This window comes from Treponema primitia ZAS-1, assembly GCF_000297095.1.
GTDB lineage: Bacteria > Spirochaetota > Spirochaetia > Treponematales > Breznakiellaceae > Termitinema > Termitinema primitia_A.
Map to the genome: position 1 here is coordinate 1 of NZ_AEEA01000181.1, position 17,108 is coordinate 17,108.

12 protein-coding genes are annotated in these 17,108 nt (G+C 57.7%); 8 read left to right on the forward strand and 4 right to left on the reverse strand.

The genetic code is table 11. The features are described from left to right. The first annotated feature begins 113 nt into the window (after window positions 1–113). The 3 genes from TPRIMZ1_RS0117350 to TPRIMZ1_RS19480 are packed head-to-tail and all read left to right on the forward strand — an operon-like array spanning window position 114 to window position 7,154. A complete protein-coding gene (locus TPRIMZ1_RS0117350; RefSeq protein ID WP_010263708.1) occupies window positions 114–2,132 on the forward strand; it encodes a beta strand repeat-containing protein in 2,019 nt (672 codons plus the stop codon). 12 nt (window positions 2,133–2,144) lie between these two features. After that, the gene (locus tag TPRIMZ1_RS0117355; protein WP_010263709.1) at window positions 2,145–4,016 is read left to right on the forward strand and encodes a YDG domain-containing protein; all 1,872 of its coding nucleotides are present in this window, start codon (window positions 2,145–2,147) and stop codon (window positions 4,014–4,016) included. Window positions 4,017–4,025: 9 nt separating this feature from the next. After that, window positions 4,026–7,154 (forward strand): hypothetical protein, encoded by a 3,129-nt coding sequence (locus TPRIMZ1_RS19480; protein ID WP_010263710.1) that lies wholly within the window; start codon window positions 4,026–4,028, stop codon window positions 7,152–7,154. A gap of 224 nt (window positions 7,155–7,378) precedes the next feature. Here the strand turns inward: TPRIMZ1_RS19480 and TPRIMZ1_RS19485 are convergent, their stop codons facing one another. The 3 genes from TPRIMZ1_RS19485 to TPRIMZ1_RS0117375 form a co-directional block, all read right to left on the reverse strand. Next, on the reverse strand, window positions 7,379–7,627 hold the full coding sequence (locus TPRIMZ1_RS19485; RefSeq protein WP_010263712.1) for a hypothetical protein: 249 nt from the start codon (window positions 7,625–7,627) through the stop codon (window positions 7,379–7,381). A gap of 251 nt (window positions 7,628–7,878) precedes the next feature. Beyond that, a complete protein-coding gene (locus TPRIMZ1_RS0117370) occupies window positions 7,879–8,391 on the reverse strand; it encodes a flagellar basal body protein FliL (protein WP_010263713.1) in 513 nt (170 codons plus the stop codon). Between the two features lies 1 nt (window position 8,392). Then, entirely contained in the window at window positions 8,393–9,373 is a 981-nt protein-coding gene (locus TPRIMZ1_RS0117375; RefSeq protein ID WP_232616869.1) for a mechanosensitive ion channel family protein, read from the reverse strand. 121 nt (window positions 9,374–9,494) lie between these two features. Here TPRIMZ1_RS0117375 and TPRIMZ1_RS0117380 point away from each other — a divergent pair, with 121 nt between their 5' ends. From TPRIMZ1_RS0117380 to TPRIMZ1_RS0117390, 3 genes are read left to right on the forward strand one after another with little or no spacing between them, the layout of a single operon-like run. Then, window positions 9,495–9,839 carry a cupin domain-containing protein gene (locus TPRIMZ1_RS0117380; protein ID WP_010263717.1) on the forward strand — a complete coding sequence of 115 codons (345 nt, stop codon included), beginning with the start codon at window positions 9,495–9,497 and terminating at the stop codon, window positions 9,837–9,839. A 12-nt stretch (window positions 9,840–9,851) separates the two neighbouring features. Further along, on the forward strand, window positions 9,852–11,711 hold the full coding sequence (gene glmS / locus TPRIMZ1_RS0117385) for a glutamine--fructose-6-phosphate transaminase (isomerizing) (protein ID WP_010263719.1): 1,860 nt from the start codon (window positions 9,852–9,854) through the stop codon (window positions 11,709–11,711). A gap of 19 nt (window positions 11,712–11,730) precedes the next feature. Then, a complete protein-coding gene (locus TPRIMZ1_RS0117390) occupies window positions 11,731–13,089 on the forward strand; it encodes an MATE family efflux transporter (RefSeq protein WP_010263721.1) in 1,359 nt (452 codons plus the stop codon). A gap of 226 nt (window positions 13,090–13,315) precedes the next feature. Here the strand turns inward: TPRIMZ1_RS0117390 and mtnA are convergent, their stop codons facing one another. Continuing rightward, window positions 13,316–14,404, reverse strand: coding sequence for an S-methyl-5-thioribose-1-phosphate isomerase (gene mtnA / locus TPRIMZ1_RS0117395; RefSeq protein ID WP_010263723.1), 1,089 nt, complete (start codon window positions 14,402–14,404; stop codon window positions 13,316–13,318). A 489-nt stretch (window positions 14,405–14,893) separates the two neighbouring features. Here mtnA and TPRIMZ1_RS0117400 point away from each other — a divergent pair, with 489 nt between their 5' ends. Next, window positions 14,894–15,976 carry a threonine aldolase family protein gene (locus tag TPRIMZ1_RS0117400; protein WP_010263725.1) on the forward strand — a complete coding sequence of 361 codons (1,083 nt, stop codon included), beginning with the start codon at window positions 14,894–14,896 and terminating at the stop codon, window positions 15,974–15,976. Continuing rightward, window positions 15,973–17,091: a M24 family metallopeptidase gene (locus TPRIMZ1_RS0117405; RefSeq protein WP_010263727.1), complete on the forward strand. Its 1,119-nt coding sequence runs from the start codon at window positions 15,973–15,975 to the stop codon at window positions 17,089–17,091. The genes TPRIMZ1_RS0117400 and TPRIMZ1_RS0117405 overlap by 4 nt, the downstream gene beginning before the upstream one ends. Window positions 17,092–17,108 lie beyond the last annotated feature (17 nt).

Genomic DNA, 17,108 nt, shown 5'->3' on the forward strand with positions numbered 1-17,108 from the left:
TGGGGGCGGCGCAGCCCCTGGATTCAAACATGACTAATGCCGGACGGGAGAAAAACCGCCGGGTAACTATAATTATCTTGCATGAAGCGGACTAAAGTCCGGGGGAGTGAGTTATGAAAACGAAACAAATCACACAATGGCGCCTGGTATCTTTTTTGGCGCCCTTGCTGCTCTGTGTAGCAGGGTGCGGGAACCCTATCCTGCGGGATGCCTGGATTACTGAATCGAAACCGGGGGCCGAGGGGCCTCTGGTGGGTGTGGACAAGGCCGCCCTTACTGCGGCTATCGCGGAGGCGGAAACCCTGATCGCCGGCACGGCAAGCGGGGAGGACGCTGCGGCGATCCCCCTGGGGGTTCACTTTGTTACGGGCGCGGAAAAGGCGGCGTACCAGGCGGCCATTGACGCTGCTCGGGCGGCGCGGGATGACGGGGCGGCGCTGGACCTTGCCACGGCGAGCGGCGTGTTTACTGCCGCCGCCGCCGCCAAGACCGGGACCAAACCCGGCCCGGCTCCCATCCTGGGGGTGACGGCGGTCAGCTTTGACGGGGCGGTCTATGGCGATGCGCAGCCTGAGGCGAAGCCTATTACGATTACCAATAGCGGGACTGGGGCAGCGGCTATCAGCGCGGTCGCGCTGAGCGGCGACGGGAAGGACGACTTTACGCTGGGCGGTTCCGGGGATGCGGTAAGCGCGGGTGGCAGTATTGCTACGCGGACTGTGCAGCCTGTGGCGGCCCTTGCGGCGGGAAGCTATACGGCGACCATCACCGTGAGCTATGACGGCGGGGCTGCGGCAACGGCGCAGGTGAGTATTACTGTCAGCAAGGCGGCGGGGGGCGCCGTGGGGACGCCGGGCGGGGACAGCGCCGGGACTACTATCACGGCAACGGCGCTTACGGTGGACAACGATGAGCAGGAGCCTGAGTACGCCATAAGTACCGGGGACACTGCGCCGGACACGGGCTGGCAAGATTCGCCCAGCTTTAACGGGCTTGACTACGGCGTTACCTACTATGTGTATGCCCGCGCCGGGGCGAGCGCGAATTATGGTGTGGGCGCGGCAGTGCGAAGCGCGGCAATAACCGTGGGCAAGCTGAGCCAGGAGGCCTTTGGGTTTGGCGCAGAAACGGTGAGTAAAACCTACGGCGACGGCGCCGGCGCCTATACCGCCACCGGTGGGTCGGGGGACGGTGGGATTAGCTATGCGGCAAGCGGGGGCGACGGGGCGGTCAGCGTGGACGCGGCCAGCGGCGCCGTTAGCTTCCTGAAGGCGGGTACGGGGTACATCACCGCCACCAAGGCGGGGGACGCCACCTATAATGCGGTCACCGCAACACTGACGGTGACCGTGGCCAAGCGCCCCCTCACCGCCACGGCAACGGCCACAGGCCGGCCCTACAACGGCACGACAGAGGTGACTGTCACCATCACGCCAACAAACAAGGTGGGTAGTGATGAGGTCTCCATCACGGGGACGGGGACGGCGGACAACGCCAACGTCGGCAGCAGGACTGTCAGCATTTCCGGCATCGACCTGACCGGGGCGGCGGCGGGTAACTATACTGCGCCTGCGCCTGCAAGCATTACCGGCGTTACGGTGACTATCAGCAAGGCGGCGCCTGTTTACACGGCGCCCACCACCCTCAGTGCATTTGCCGGGCAGACCCTGGCGGATGTTGCACTGTCCGGGGGCTTTAGCTGGGACACCGACCAGAACCCGACGACCACCGCGGTGGGCGGCGTGGGGGACCATACCTTTAAGGCGAAGTACACCCCCACGGACACGGAGAATTATCTGGTGGTGGAGGATATCCCGGTGAGTATCGCCGTAACGGCGAAAACCCTCGCCATTACGGTCAGCCTGAACCTGAGCCACGAGGTAGACCTTATCGACTTCCCGGCGGACGGCATCACGCTGTCCAGGGCCGGGGACGCCAAAGCGACCATAAACGCCACAGGATATACCAGCGTGAAGTGGTATGTGGACGGCGATGCGGCCGTCAGCGTTGATGGCGACAGCATTACGCTGAACGCGGGGGATTACGATGTGCGGAACCATCAGGTCACCTTCCAGGGTGACCGGGACGGGGTCACGTATTCCAAAGAAATCGGCTTCACGGTAAGCAAGTAAGGGAGGACCGGCATGAACAAACACAATATGGTCACCATTTCCATTTCCATTCTGAAAAAGGTGACCCGACCTTGGTCGGCAGTCACCTTTCTGGCGCTGATGGCCCTGGGGGGGTGTATGAATCCCCTGTCAGAGCGGTCCTCCTCCGGCGGCGGCTTCACGGATACGGTTCCCGATGGCTACGGGCGGGTGACGGTCTCCCTGGCAGGGGCCGGGGCGCGGACCCTGTACCCTGCGGCGGAGGACTTTGGCGCCATTATCCTGAGTTTCCAGGGGCCTGTGGGGGCTGCTATCCCTAAGCCTATGCCGGTCATCGACGGTTCCGCTTCGGTGGACCTGGCCCTGGGGGCCTGGACCATTACTGCCACGGCGTATACCAAGGCCACGTCGACCGTGGCGGCGGCATGGGGCAGCGCGAAAACCACCATCGGCGCCGGGGAGAACCCGGCGCTGGGCATCACCCTGTCGCCCTATACGGGGGACAACGCGGCGAAGGGAACGCTGCGCTATGCCATCAGCATTGGCGCTATTGACCAGACGAAGCTTGATTCCGCCAAGATAACGGTTACAAAAACGAACGGGGACGACCCGGACGTGACTGCCGGCACTGGTGCCTTAACCTGGGACAAGGATGCAGGCGGCAAAGGCAAGTATGCGGGCACTGTCGACCTGGACGCCGGTTATTATCTGGTGCAGGTCAAGCTGACCCGTGGGGGATTGAGCGCCACCCGCAGCTGGGTGGCCCATCTCTACCCCGGCCTGGAAACCCTGGCGACCTATGACTTTAGCGAGGCGGACCTGAAGCCCGCCCTGATGGGCACGGTGAGCCTGGACGGTTTGCCGATCTATGGCGAGGAACTGACGGCGGTTACCACTGACCTGGAAGCGGGACCCGGCGACCTGAGCTATGTCTGGAAACGGGGCGACATAGCGGCGGGCGAGGAAGCGGAGATTGACGACGAGAACGCCGCCACCTATACCCTGACCGCCGCCGATGTGGACAAGCATATCGTCGTGGAAGTGAGCCGCGCAGGTTACGACGGCAACAAACGAGCCGACATAGGCCCGGTGGCCAGGCGGCTCCTCACCGTTAAGAAGGCGGAGGCTATGGACCGGTTTTATGACGGCTCGGAAACGGTGACTGTCACCATCAAGGCGGGAAACGTGGTGGGCGACGACGAGGTCTCCATCACCGCGGAAGGGGCGGTGGACAGCGCCAACGCCGGGGCGGACAAGAAGAATGTTACCATTAGCAATATCGTTCTGATCGGGGACGATGCGGATAACTACGCCGCGCCTGTAAGCATTACCGGCGTTGAGGTGACCATCAGCAAGGCGCCGATTACCCCGGTGGTGGAGGTGGAATCCTTCACCGCGCCGGGGGAGCCTGACCCGCAACTGGAGAGCGGCAATCTGGGGAGCGGCGGCGTGTCGTACACCTACGCCACTGCGGAAGACGGCGAGTACGACAGGAAGGCTCCCGAAAAGGCCGGGACCTATTGGGTCAAGGCGGCGGTGGCGGAAACCACGAACTACCAGGGCGCTGAGAGCGAAGCGGTGTCCTTCACCATACACCCCGCCGGGAAGCCGATCACCGCCTGGATGGAGAACCATGCCATCGTTACCGACGCGCCCAATACGGTGATCCTTTCGAGGGCCGGGGATAGCGGCAAGGCAAAGGCTCTCTTCGTTACGGTGAAGGACAGTGAGAAAGCCGACAGCTACCAGTGGAGCATAGGCGGGGTGGTGCAGGAGGAGGAAACCGATTCGTCCTTTGCGTTTGACAGCGCCGACTGGGACATCGGGAAGTACCGGCTAACGCTGCAGGTGGTGAAGGGCGGCGTGCCGTATTCAACAATAATTAGCATTACGGTTGGGAACTAGGGGGAAGGTATGAAGAGTATACAAATGATACGGGGAACCATGGCGGTGTTATTACGGGGGGCGGGGGCCGGGGTTCTGGCGGCTTTGTTCCTCTCTTGTGCCAACCCGGCATCGCCGCCGCAGGCGCAGGGAGGGACGGCGCCGGCGCCGGCGGGGACAGCGCAGGTGCGGTTTGTCCCGGACTTTGGCGGCAGCGCCCCGGCCTCGCTGGGCCTCCGGGCTTCCCCGGCCCTGCGGGCAGGGTCCGAGCGGACTATCTTTCCCTCCGCGCCGGAACCGGAAGACCTTTACCTGGAATATACCTTTACCAAGGGCGACGCCATTACGACGCCTGAAGTAGACGAGGATGGGGTGTATACCCTGGAAATCAGGGATGACTGGACGGTGACGGCGAAGGCCTATCTCGACGCGGATCATGAACAGCCGGTGGGAGAGAGCGATGCCACATCCTTTACGGTTAGTGATGACGCCGATGTCCAGAACATAGCCATCATCCTCAACCCCATAGCGGGCAGTGGGCAGGGAACTATCGACTATACCATCAGCTACCCGAAGGCGGCGACCTTTGCCGCCATCACCCTGAAAAAGATAGGGGGCGACACTCCTGTTACTTTGAACGACCCTTCCGAGGATGTCGAGAACACGATGACCCATAAGGGAACCGTGGAGGAGGCGGATGCGGGGTACTACGCCCTAACGGTGCAGCTCAAGGACGACCAGGGGCGGACTGCGGGGAAAAATGACGTGGTCCATGTGTATCAGAATATGAAAACTACTATTGATCCGGCGGACTGGACCTTTACCGTTGCTGACTTTACGGCGTTTCTGGTGAAAACCGCCGCGGTGACCGACCTTGTGGCCCCCGCCACGGAGGTGGCCCCGGCCGAGAGCCTGAACGTCGACAGCGAAGCGCCCTACACGGTGACGAGCCTCGCCTGGAAGCTGTTCACCGGGGGCGATTCCTGGGCCGACTTCTCCGGCGGCGCTTTCATGCCCCAGGCCACCTACCGGGCGGTCATCACCCTGACGGCCAGAAGCGGCTACAAGTTTTCAGGCAGCTTCACCCCCACGGTGAACGGGACCACCTCCGGCGACTGGATCGTGAGCGGCGGGACCATTGTCGGTGGCGACACCGTCATGAACACCCTGAGCTTCACCGTCAGCTTCCCGGCAACCACCGGCGGAAAGGTGGCGGTCACCACCCCCAGCTGGGAAACCACGATGACCCCCCCCTTCACCGGCAGTATCCCTGTGGGGACTGTGTACCCTACGCCGCCTGCTACGTCGGTTAAGTATGATTATACCTGGGAAAAGGGCTTTGAGGCGGTAACGCCTGAGCAGAAAAGCGGGAAGTTTATCCTGGCGGAGGGGGATGGCTACACCCTGACCGTAAATGCGTATGTCGATAATGTTATCGACGCAAACCACCTGGTGGGGACCGGGACGACGATCTTCTCTGTGGCCAATGGCGATGACAAGAACGTCACCGTGACGCTGAAGCCGGTGACCGGGAACGGGACCTTGAAATATACCATCAACTACCCGTCGGGGGCCACGGTCTGCAACCTGACCCTTACGAAAACGGGCGAGTCCCCTGTTATCTTGACCGCCACCACGAGCGGCACATCCCTAACCAAGACAGGGCTACCTGCCGGGAGCTACAAGCTCAAGGCGAAGCTGTTGAACAAGGACAAAACGGGGGTGTTGGAGAAGAGCATGACGGTCCACATCTACGGGAACATGACCACCACCGTGACTGGCACGAACTTTGAGTTTCTGGCGAAGGATTTTAAGGTGGGGGACCCGGCGGTATACGGGGGCTGGACTGGGGAGTATACCACTGACAAGGACAATGACCTTATCAAGAGCATCACCCTCACGGGGAAATCGAAGACTATCCTCATCGGCCGCAAGCCGAATCAGCAGGTCAGCCTGAAGATAGACAGCAACGGCGATCTCCAGTTCCGGGACAATGTGGGCCGGGGCGTCCCCATAGGCAGCTATGCGGAGTTCCAGTTGATTAACACCGATGACAACAGAAGCGGCCGCTACATTCAGGAAGCGGACCTGGACCTGATGGGTTCCTCAACACAGCAATGGACGCCGGTGACCCTTGGAGGAGGGACCTTCGACGGCGACGACAAGGCTATCAGCAACCTGTATATATCCTACATGGGGGGCGGCTTAAACAACCAGGGCCTCTTTGGGTATGTTGAACACGGCGTTGTGTCAAATGTGCATATAGCGAGCGGTACCGTTGCCGACTACGCCATTGACGGCGGTGGTGGGGGCAGCAGTATCGCCGGCGTGGCGGGGTCCATCTACGACGCCACCATCCAAAACTGTTCCAACAACGCCACAATTAATGGCTTTAACTCCAGCTCCAATATGGGCGGCGTGGTGGGGTACAGCCGCGGAGGCTATGTCACCAACTGCTTCAACACCGGCTCCGTTACCGGCCGCAACAGTATCGGCGGCGTGGTGGGTTATTCTTATTCGTGGAGCGGGATCAAAGCCTGCTCCAACAGCGGCAAGGTTAAAGGCTATGAGAATATCGGCGGCGTACTTGGGTCTAATGGCTCTAACAGCCATGTCAAAGCCTGCTCCAACACCGGCGAGGTTTACGGTTTTACAAATGTCGGCGGCGTGCTGGGGCTACTCGAATCCAATGAAATCGTCGCCTGCTACAACACCGGCAACATTACTAATGGTTACGACGCCGTCGGCGGCGTGGTAGGGAGGAACCGTACCGGCGCCGTCATCGCCTGCTACAACACCGGCTCCATTTGCAAAAATCTACCTGGTGACCTCTTTAATGCCGGCGGCGTGCTGGGGTTCAACGGCAAGGACCCCAGTTACATCTCCATCATCGGCTGCTACTGGACCGATATAGCTGATGACCGTGCAGTCGCAGGCGTTGGATCCCACAGTTCCGGCAGGCCCGCCGGCCCCACCTCGCAGTTCAGCTTCGCCTATTGGCCCACCGTCGACACCAATACCGATATCGGCAACGAGCTCTACCTCAAGGAATGGGGTATCGGCGACGGCAGCGATAACGGCAAATACTGGAAGAACCTGGGCAACAACTTGACCATATTCAACACGAACCCGGCATATCCCAAGCTCTATTGGGAGTAATAAAAAGGCTGCGGGCAAGTTCCTGGACGAAAAAGGCGCCGGGCGCCTTTTTCGTCTTGGAGTTTGGCGGAGCCAAACTCCAGGGCTGGGGGACGCGGGAGCTGGGGAGGCCCACAGTGGAAAAACAGGGCTCACCGGCAAAGCAGAATCACTATACAAGCCGTATCGTATCGGAGGCTTGTATGCACAGAAAAACTATGGCAGGAAAGGGCCGGCCCTTTCTGCTATGCGGAAACGGCTATCTTCTCCCGCACCATCTCACCGACAATCTGGGCGGGGGTTTTGTGTTCCGCTTCGTTTTCGTTGCCAAGGTAATTCATGGTGAGGGCATCGTAGCCCATAAGCCGGGCTTCGCGCTGGCTCAAAAAGCCCGTCCCATTGGGGCCCAGGGTAAGGTCGGCGCGGCTTATCTCATCGTCCAGGGCCCGGGCTTCTGCGGACTGGTAAGTCCGTGCATCGTTCATTCGTTCCATAATCATCTCCAACTATACCATAAATCCGCCATTCCCGCCACTACCAACAAAAGGCAGGAAAGGGCGACCCGCCATGGTCGGCAGGCACCTTTTTGGAGGGGGAACGCCGGGCGCCGGGAGCCGAAATGGTGGGGAAGTCCGGCCGTTGGCCTGGGTCCCCCCGGTTATGAAAGATACATGCACATGAAGACGGGTATACCCCTCCCCACGCCCGATTTGCCGATAAGTACAGGGCACTAAATTTATACCGCCTACTCTATCAGCATATATTCGTTGAAGTACAGTATTTCTATCTGCCCCAGCCGGAGTATGGCATTGTACCGGGACAGGAGTTCCGCCTTTATTTCAGCCTCGCTTTTGCGGCCCAGCTCTTCTACGCTGAGCGCGGCAAAATAGGCGATGCTGATGTTCCGGAGCTCCTTGAGCCGGGAAACCAGTTCCTCCGAGAAGGGCCGGTCGCCGGGGTAATAGGGGAAGGCTGCCTGGAGGATCACCATCCCCGGATTGGGCGCGGCGGTGGGGCAGCGGAGACGGCCCAGGCCGGTAAAGATATTCGCGTCACCGGCGGACAAGGGCGCGGCGGGGGAAACCGGCGGGGATGCGGCGGCCTTGGGTCGGAGTATCAGGGCATAGAGGGAACCCCCCAGGATGACCAGAACCAGAAACAAAACGATGACCAGGAGAACACGGTAGAAAATCAGTAAGGGCCGGGACTTTCGCTCTGGGGACCGGGGCCCGGAAGGCCGGTATTCAATACGGGGCATATTATATCAGGCGGATGCCCGCCTCCTCGAAACGCCGGAGGACCTCCAGGTTCACCGCGTTGATGGTTCCCCAGTAATCGGCCTGCTTGGTAATATAGTAGACAAAGGTGATTTGGCAGACCAGACCGCCTACGGAGGCCAGGGCCGCGATGGGCTGGCCTTCCAGGCCGGGGACGGTATTGTGGATATTCCTCAGCAGGTCAATCCCCTGGGCAATCTTTTCGCCGGTGTTATCCCCCCGAACCCTTATGGTCTGGGTGATCTTGGAATGGGGGGCGGAGCTGACGTTCTCTATGGGGGTGGCGGCGAAGAGGCTGTTGGGGATAACCACGGTGCGGTTTTCCAGGGTTCGCAGCCGGGCGGTCCGTATCCCAATTTCGGTGATAACCCCATCGTAATCGCCTATCTTTATCCGGTCGCCCAGCCGGAAGGGCTTATCCACAAAGACCGTGATGGACCCAAAAAAGTTGGAAAGCGTATCCTTGGAGGCCAGAGCCAGGGCGGCGCCTCCCAAACCAAGCCCGGCCAATAGGGCGCTGATATTGTAGCCCAGGACCCGCAGGACCAGGACGGCCGCGATGATCCAAACAAGGGTTGTAAAGAAGTTCCGCAGCAAAGGCTGCAGGGATGTCTCCCCCTTAAGGAGCGCCCCCCCTTTGCCGGGCACATAGTGATCAACAATGGCGCCGAAGATCCTGTTTATGCCCAGGCTAAAAAACAGGATCAGAAGAATATACAGGATACGGTCCGTCCAAAGTGACACCCCTGGGGACATTCCCAGTTGTTTCAGCCCCAGATGTATACCCCCCAAGGTAACGCCGATAACCAGGGGCAGCCGGATTCCGTCTATGATCAGATCATCAAGCTTGGATTTGGTCTTGGAACAGGCGTGTTTTAGTATGGCCGCCATGATCCAGGAGCAGATCTTCCCGGCCACAAAGCCCCCGGCGATAAAAGCCGCCGCCAGGAACCATTGTTTCACCGGGCGCCCCAATAAAATGTAACTCCATAAATCCTGCATATACTCCCCTGGGATCCCTTCCTTTTTTTATTGTTAAAGAATATTATGACACTTAGCATACCATTTTTAAGGAGTTATTACCATGTTCGTACAACGGAATTCAATGGGAACTGAAAAAAAGGAAAAAATGAGGGGTGGTGAAGGGATCGTTAACTTCACCTATTTTGTGCCGAGCGATACGGAAAAGAACGCCCGTATGCTGGCGGAACTGTCCCTGGAACCCGGGGCGTCCATAGGCTACCATAAGCATGATAATGAAACCGAATACTTCATCTTTATTTCCGGTACCGGCACTGCCAATGACAATGGTACGGAGGTCTCCGTAAAGCCCGGGGATGTGATCATCACCGGCAACGGCGCTTCTCACGGTGTCAAAAATACCGGTTCCGTCCCCCTGGTGCTTAACGCCCTGATAGTTACGCATTAAGGAGGTACACCCATGTGCGGCATCGTCGGATATATCGGGGCGGAAGAGACAGCCCCAATTCTCATTAAGGGCCTTAGACGGCTGGAGTACCGGGGTTACGACTCCGCGGGGATCGCCGTTTTAGGCAGGGCCGGTTTGACGATTCGGAAGTCCAAGGGCGCCCTAAAAAACCTGGAAGAGAAGATTGCCGGTGAACTGGGGACAGGCGGCCTGGACGGTACCATGGGTATAGGGCATACCCGCTGGGCAACCCACGGTGAACCCTCCGACATTAACTCCCACCCCCATACTGATGTATCCGGTAAAATCGCCGTGGTCCACAACGGGATCATAGAAAACCACGCCAAACTCAAAGCATGGCTTATGGAGCACGGGGTTATCTTCCTCAGCGAAACCGACACCGAGGTTATCGCCCATCTTATTAACTTCTATTATAAAGGTGATTTACTGCAGGCCGTGATTGGGGCGCTGAAACGGCTTGAGGGTTCCTATGCCCTGGGGATCATCTGTGAGAATGATCCGGATCGGATCATCGCGGTTCGCAAGGAAAGTCCCCTGGTGGTTGGGGCGGGTAAGGGGGAAAACCTCATCGCCTCGGACGTACCGGCACTGCTGGAATATACCCGGGAAGTCTACTACCTGGAGGATCGGGAAATCGCCGTACTCTACCGGGACCGGATAGAGTTCTACAACGAAGAGGGCGAACAGCGTCAACGGGAAAGCCGGCATGTGGAGTGGGACGCCGCCGCCGCCGAAAAGGGCGGTTACGAGCACTTCATGATCAAGGAAATTCACGAACAGCCCAAGGCCCTGCGGGATACCCTGCGGGCACGGATTAAAACTGCAGGTACAAAAACTATCAACCTGGAAGAGATCGGTTTCGATGCTTCCTGGGCAAAGGCGGAACGGGTGGTTATCGCCGCCTGTGGTACGGCATGGCACGCCGGGGTTATCGGCAAGTATGCCTTCGAAAAGTTTGCCCGGATCCACACGGAGGCGGAGATCGCCTCGGAGTACCGCTACCGGAACCCCATATTCAACCCCAAGGATATTTTCCTTATCATAAGCCAGTCCGGAGAAACCGCGGATACCCTTGCTGCCATGCGTATGGCTAAAAAAGGCGGCGCCCGGATCATCGCCATTACCAATGTTGTGGGTTCCACCCTGGCCCGGGAAGCGGACCTGGTAATGTCCACCCTGGCGGGACCGGAGATCGCCGTGGCATCCACCAAGGCCTTTACCACACAGCTTATGTGCGTTTATCTCATCGCCCTCCAGCTTGGACGGCTCCGGGAAACCATCGGCATACCGACCGGTATGAACGATACTGAACTGGCTGCCCATATCGAAGCCCTGGAAAAACTGCCGGAGCAGGCGGAGCGTATCCTTGCAGGAAAGGAGGATATTCAGCGTTTTGCCTCCCTCCAGTTCAACAAGTCCAAGGTCTTCTACATGGGCCGCCTCTTCGATTACGCAGCGAGCCTGGAAAGCGCCCTAAAGCTCAAGGAGATAAGCTATACCCATTCGGAGGCCTTTGCCGCCGGAGAACTGAAACACGGCCCCATCGCCCTGGTCGATGAAACTACCCTGGTTACCGCCCTGTGTACCCAGCCGGCGCTGTTTGACAAGATGGATTCCAACATAAAAGAAGTAAAGGCCCGGCACGCCGCCACCGCGGTGATCACCTACGAAGATGTGGATTACTTTGATAGCACTGCGGATCAGGTTTTCCATATACCCCGGACCCTGGAGAGTCTTTCTCCCATCCTGGCGATTATCCCCTGTCAGCTTTACGCGTATTACTGTTCGGTCCTTCGGGGCCTCGATCCTGATAAACCGAGGAATTTGGCAAAATCGGTGACCGTAGAATGAAAAGCAACAGGGTCTAGCGTTGGCCTCCCCTGTACGGTGGGATAACCGGGCCATTTTTTATCTTTTATGGCCCCTGATAATTGAGCAGATCCTGGGGGTTACCATGGGCATCGCCGATACGGTGATGGTCAGCTCCGTGGGGGAATACGCTGTCTCCGGGGTATCCCTGGTGGACGTTATCAACAATCTGCTTATCCTGGCCTTTGCCGCCCTTGCCACGGGCGGTTCTGTGGTGGTAAGCCAATACATAGGCCGCAGGGATACTAAAAACTCCGCCAGTGCTGCCAGGCAGCTTATCTATGCTAATACCATCATTTCTATTGTTATTACCCTGGCAGCACTGATTGTGCATACCTGGATTCTGCGGCTGGTCTATGGAAATGTCGAAGCCGATGTGATGAAAGCGGCCCGGACCTACTTTTGGATCACCGCCCTGTCCTATCCCTTTCTTGCGATCTACAACTCCGCTGCGGCCCTCTTCCGCGCCATGGGTAACAGCAGGGTTCCCATGCTTATCGCCCTGCTGGTAAATTGCATGAACATCGGGGGAAACGCTATTTTTATCTTCGGCCTTCATATCGGGGTCGCCGGAGCGGCCCTGTCCACCCTCATTAGCCGTGTGGTTGCGGCGGTAATACTCCTGTTCCTGCTCATATCCGGCGCCCACAGTTCCGGTCCCGCATCATTGAAGGGTTTATCCGCTTTCCGCCTGGATCCCCGGATGATCCGTAATATCCTGAACATAGGCGTTCCCAGCGGGGTGGAAAATTCCATGTTCCAGTTCGGTAAAATCCTGGTTTCCCGTATCTTTACCAGCTTCGGTACCGCGGCTATCGCGGCGAATGCCATTGTTTCGGTGACCAATTCCCTGTCCTTTATGCCCGGACAGGCCTTCGGCATTGCCCTTCTGACCATCGTTGGACAGTGCGTAGGCGCCGGGGATTATGAGGGGGCCAAACGGTACGCCGGAAAAATACTAAAACTGTGCTATGTGGTACTTATTATTCTGAATGGTTCAATGCTTATCTTTATGGATCCCCTGATAAGCCTGTTTAATTTAAGCGCCGAAGCGCAAACCCTGGCTAAAGGTTATATGCGGGTACAATGTATCAGCGCTTCCCTTTTTTGGACCCTGGGTTTTACTCTGCCCAATGCCCTGCGCGCCGCCGGAGATGTACAGTACTGTATGGTCGTGGGCGCCGCCACCATGTGGCTCGTCCGGGTAATAGCAGCTTACATCCTGGCTTACCCCCTTGGGTTTGGCTCCTTGGGGGTATGGATCGCCATGGGCTTGGACTTCGTCGCCAGAACTGTCCTCTATACTACGCGCTGGGTTCGAGGCAAGTGGCAGTACAAGACGGTTATCGGCGAAGGGTAATGTATAGGCGTCTGTCGGCAAATCGGGCGTGGGGAGGGGTGTACCCGACTTCATGTGCATGTAGAGTCTGCCTATGGAGCCCCTGCGGGTCTCCGCCGGCAGGGAATTCCATATACATGAAGCCGGGTACACCCCTCCCCACGCCCGCTTGTGTCACAGAACGGAATTCGGCGCTGGGCACAACAATATAAACGTAATTCTTCTTTGCGGGTCATTGTTCCTACGTTTATAAATTATTCTTTGCTGTTTTTTTTGTTTCGAAAATTTGCTTTAGGCTTTCGGTATAGGGCGGACGGGCTATGCCGTATTCGGTGATAATGCCGGTGATTAGTTCGTTGTCAGCAAAATCAAAGGCGGGATTGTATACCTTTACTCCTTCCGGGGCCATACGCTCTTTGTACCACATCTCCGTTACTTCTTCTGCGGGGCGCTCTTCAATTACGATATCCTCGCCTTTTGCAATCGACATATCTATTGTAGAAGTGGGGGCGCATACATAGAAGGGGACACCGTAATATTTGGCCAGGATTGCCACACCGGAAGTGCCGATTTTATTCGCCACATCACCGTTGGCGGCCACCCGGTCGCAGCCCACAAAAACTATCTGTACCCAGCCGTTTTTCATTACCTGGGACGCCATATTGTCGCAGATTACCGTGGTATCCACCCCGTTCGCCACCATCTCGAAGGCCGAGAGCCGGGCGCCCTGCAGCAGAGGACGGGTTTCATCGGTGAATACCTTGAAATTATACCCCTTCTCGCGGCCAAGATGGACAGGCGCCAAGGCGGTGCCATACTTCACCGCGGCCAATTGTCCGGCATTACAGTGGGTAAGAATACCGCAGCCATCCTTGATTAGACCAAGGCCGTATTCGCCTATGGAACGGCAGGCCCAAATGTCCTCGTCACGAATTTTGACGGCTTCCCGGTGGAGCGCTTTTTTAAGATCCGGAATAGGCAAGGCGGAATTCGCCTGCGCCGCCTCATCCATGCGGTTAAGCGCCCAGAATAGATTTACTGCGGTAGGACGGGCGCTCGCCAGATAGTCCTTAGCTTTTTTAAACTGGGCATAAAAACTATCGTAGGTATCAGAACGGATTTCCTTTGCCGCGAGATACAGCCCGAAAGCCGCGGTAACTCCAATTGCCGGCGCTCCCCTTACCTGCAGGATATAAATAGCCCTGTGGATATCTTCCTGTTTGGTAAGGGATATTATTTCCACCTTTCCCGGCAGTTTGGTTTGATCGACAATAACCAGAGCGCTTTTTTCATCATCCAGGGCGACGGTTTCATAATTCAGAATATTTTGAGCCATCACAGTATCCTCCTTTATACTTCGCGATAGAATTTAATTAAAATTACTGAATGTTTATTAAACTATATTTATCTAATAGATTTTGTAAGTGTCTCATTGGATTGTTTAAATGTCAAGGAGGAGTTTAAATACTTATTCACCGAATTAATCGACAAATCGGGAGAGGGGATGGGCACACCCGGCGTTCGCGCGCATGTAGAACCTACCTACGGAGCCCAGTAGGTCTCCTCCGGCAGAGAATTCCATATGCACTCAGCCGGGTGTGCCCATCCCCTCTCCCGCTTGTGTCAATTAAAAAAGTAACTGTCACCCTACATTACACAGCCACCGGGCTTACACCGGAAGAGTCTAAAAAGATTTAGCAAACCCGATCTTTACGATCCCTCATTCTTCCCAAACCCGCCCCACGCCCGGTTTGTCGACAAAGTACAAAAAAAGGGGTATTCAGCAAAAACAATATGGGATACACTCACCAACCAGGGAGATGCTATGTCCGATTCGGATGACGGAGCTAGTGATAAAATGATAGATTTGCGGAGCGATACGGTAACAGGCCCCACCGATGCTATGCGTAAGGCCATGGCAAACGCCGAGGTGGGGGATGATGTATACGGCGATGATCCCACCATCAATAAACTTGAAAAGCTGGGCGCGGAGATCAGCGGTAAGGAAGCGGCAGTTTTTGTGCCCTCCGGTACCTTTGGCAACCAACTGGCCCTCTTTACCTGGTGCAAGCGGGGTACCGAGGTGCTCCTTGGGGAGGAGTGCCACATCATCCAGCACGAAGCCGGGGCGGCTTCGATTATCGCCGGGATACAAACCCGGCCTATTCACGCCCCGGACGGAGTTTTGCGGCCCGAGGCTCTCCGGCAGCGGCTGCGGAAGGCGGATCTCCACGCTCCGGCTACATCCCTTATCTGCCTGGAAAATGCCCACTCCCTGGGCCGGGTGGTGTCACTTGCCGATATGGATGCCGTGCGGACCGTGGCGGATGAGTGGGGACTCCCGGTTCATCTGGACGGCGCCCGGCTCTTCAACGCCGCCGCCGCACTAAAGGTGGAGGCCCGGGAAATCGCCGCCCGTGCAGACTCGGTGATGTTCTGCCTGTCTAAGGGGCTCTGCGCCCCGGTTGGTTCCCTATTGGCGGGAAAGCGGGATTTTGTCGAGGCCGCCCGGTACAAGCGGAAGATCATGGGCGGCGGAATGCGTCAGGCAGGAATACTGGCGGCAGCGGGGATCATCGCCCTGCAGGAACAGACAAAGCGGCTGGCGGAGGACCATGGACGGGCGAAACGGCTGGCCAGGGAACTTGGGGCTATCCCGGGTGTTGTTACAAAGCCGGAAGAGGTGGATATCAACATGGTTTTCTTTTCATTTCTCCCCGCAAGGGATGGGGGTATCGCCAAGGGTATCGTAGATTTTTTCGCCAAGCGGAATATCGTGATCAGCCCACCGGATCAGGGGGTGTTCCGCTTTGCCACCCATTACTGGATAGGGGACAGCGAAACCGATGCTGTCCTGGAGGCTTCCCGGGAAGCCTTCGGAAAATTATTTAAGGGGATAGTATCATGAGTGTCTACGAGGAACGCCGGAAAAAACTATACGAATGGATGGTCAATGAACGGATCTCCATGGCCATGTTCGAGGATACCGAAGGCCGCAGGGATCCTGCGATCCGCTGGATGACCGGCCAGCCATCGGACGCACTTCTCTTCCTGAGCGCCGAGGGAAAGTCCCTCCTGGTTCCCTGGGACGCGAATATGGCGGCCATCTACGCCCAGGTGGATGTCGTTATCCCCTACAGCGAATTTGAACGAGGTTCGGTTAAAGCCCTGCAGGGTGCGGCGGCACTTTTCAAGCTCCCCCTGGGTTCACGGGTGGAAATTCCCCCGGTTACTTCCTATACGAACTTTCTCAAATACGTAGGAGATGCCGGCGAATACGATATTCTCTGCCGAAACAATGGGACCCACGGAGAAGCGGAAAGCCTCCGGGCGATAAAGGACGAGGAAGAACAGGGGATCTACCGCAAAGCTGGGGCGATCACCAACGAGCTTATCGATCTGCTGGAAACCAACATTACTGCGGGCAGGCTCCCCACGGAAATTGACGTGGTATTCTTTATTGAGGCGGAGTGCCGTAAACGGGGCTGCGAAGGTACGGGCTTTGAAACCCTGGCCGCCGGCGCCGGGCGGAGCTTCGGCATCCACGCCTTCCCCGCCTATACCGCCGAACCCTTCGCCGGGCCCGGTCTGTCCATCCTGGACTTCGGCCTCAAGTACCGGGGCTACACCACCGATGTAACCCTCAGCTTTGCTAAAGCTCCCCTGAGCCCGGCCCAGGAAAAGATGCTCTCCCTTACGGAAAAGGCCTACGCAAAGGCTCTTTCAATGGTTAAGGACGGGGTCTATACCCGGGAAATCAGCTTGGCGGTGGACGCTATTTTCGGCAAAACCCGAAAGGCCATGCCCCATGCCCTGGGCCACGGCATCGGCCTGGAAGCCCACGAAGCGCCCCACCTGCGCAGCCGGCAGGACAATACCTGGCAGCTCCGACCGGGGATGGTCTTTACCCTGGAACCGGGACTTTACGATCCCGTTCACGGCGGCTGCCGTCTGGAAAACGACATACTCCTCACCGATTCGGGCCCGGAGCTTCTTACCAATGCACGGATAATCAGATTTTAGGAACCCCCAAAGGGTCC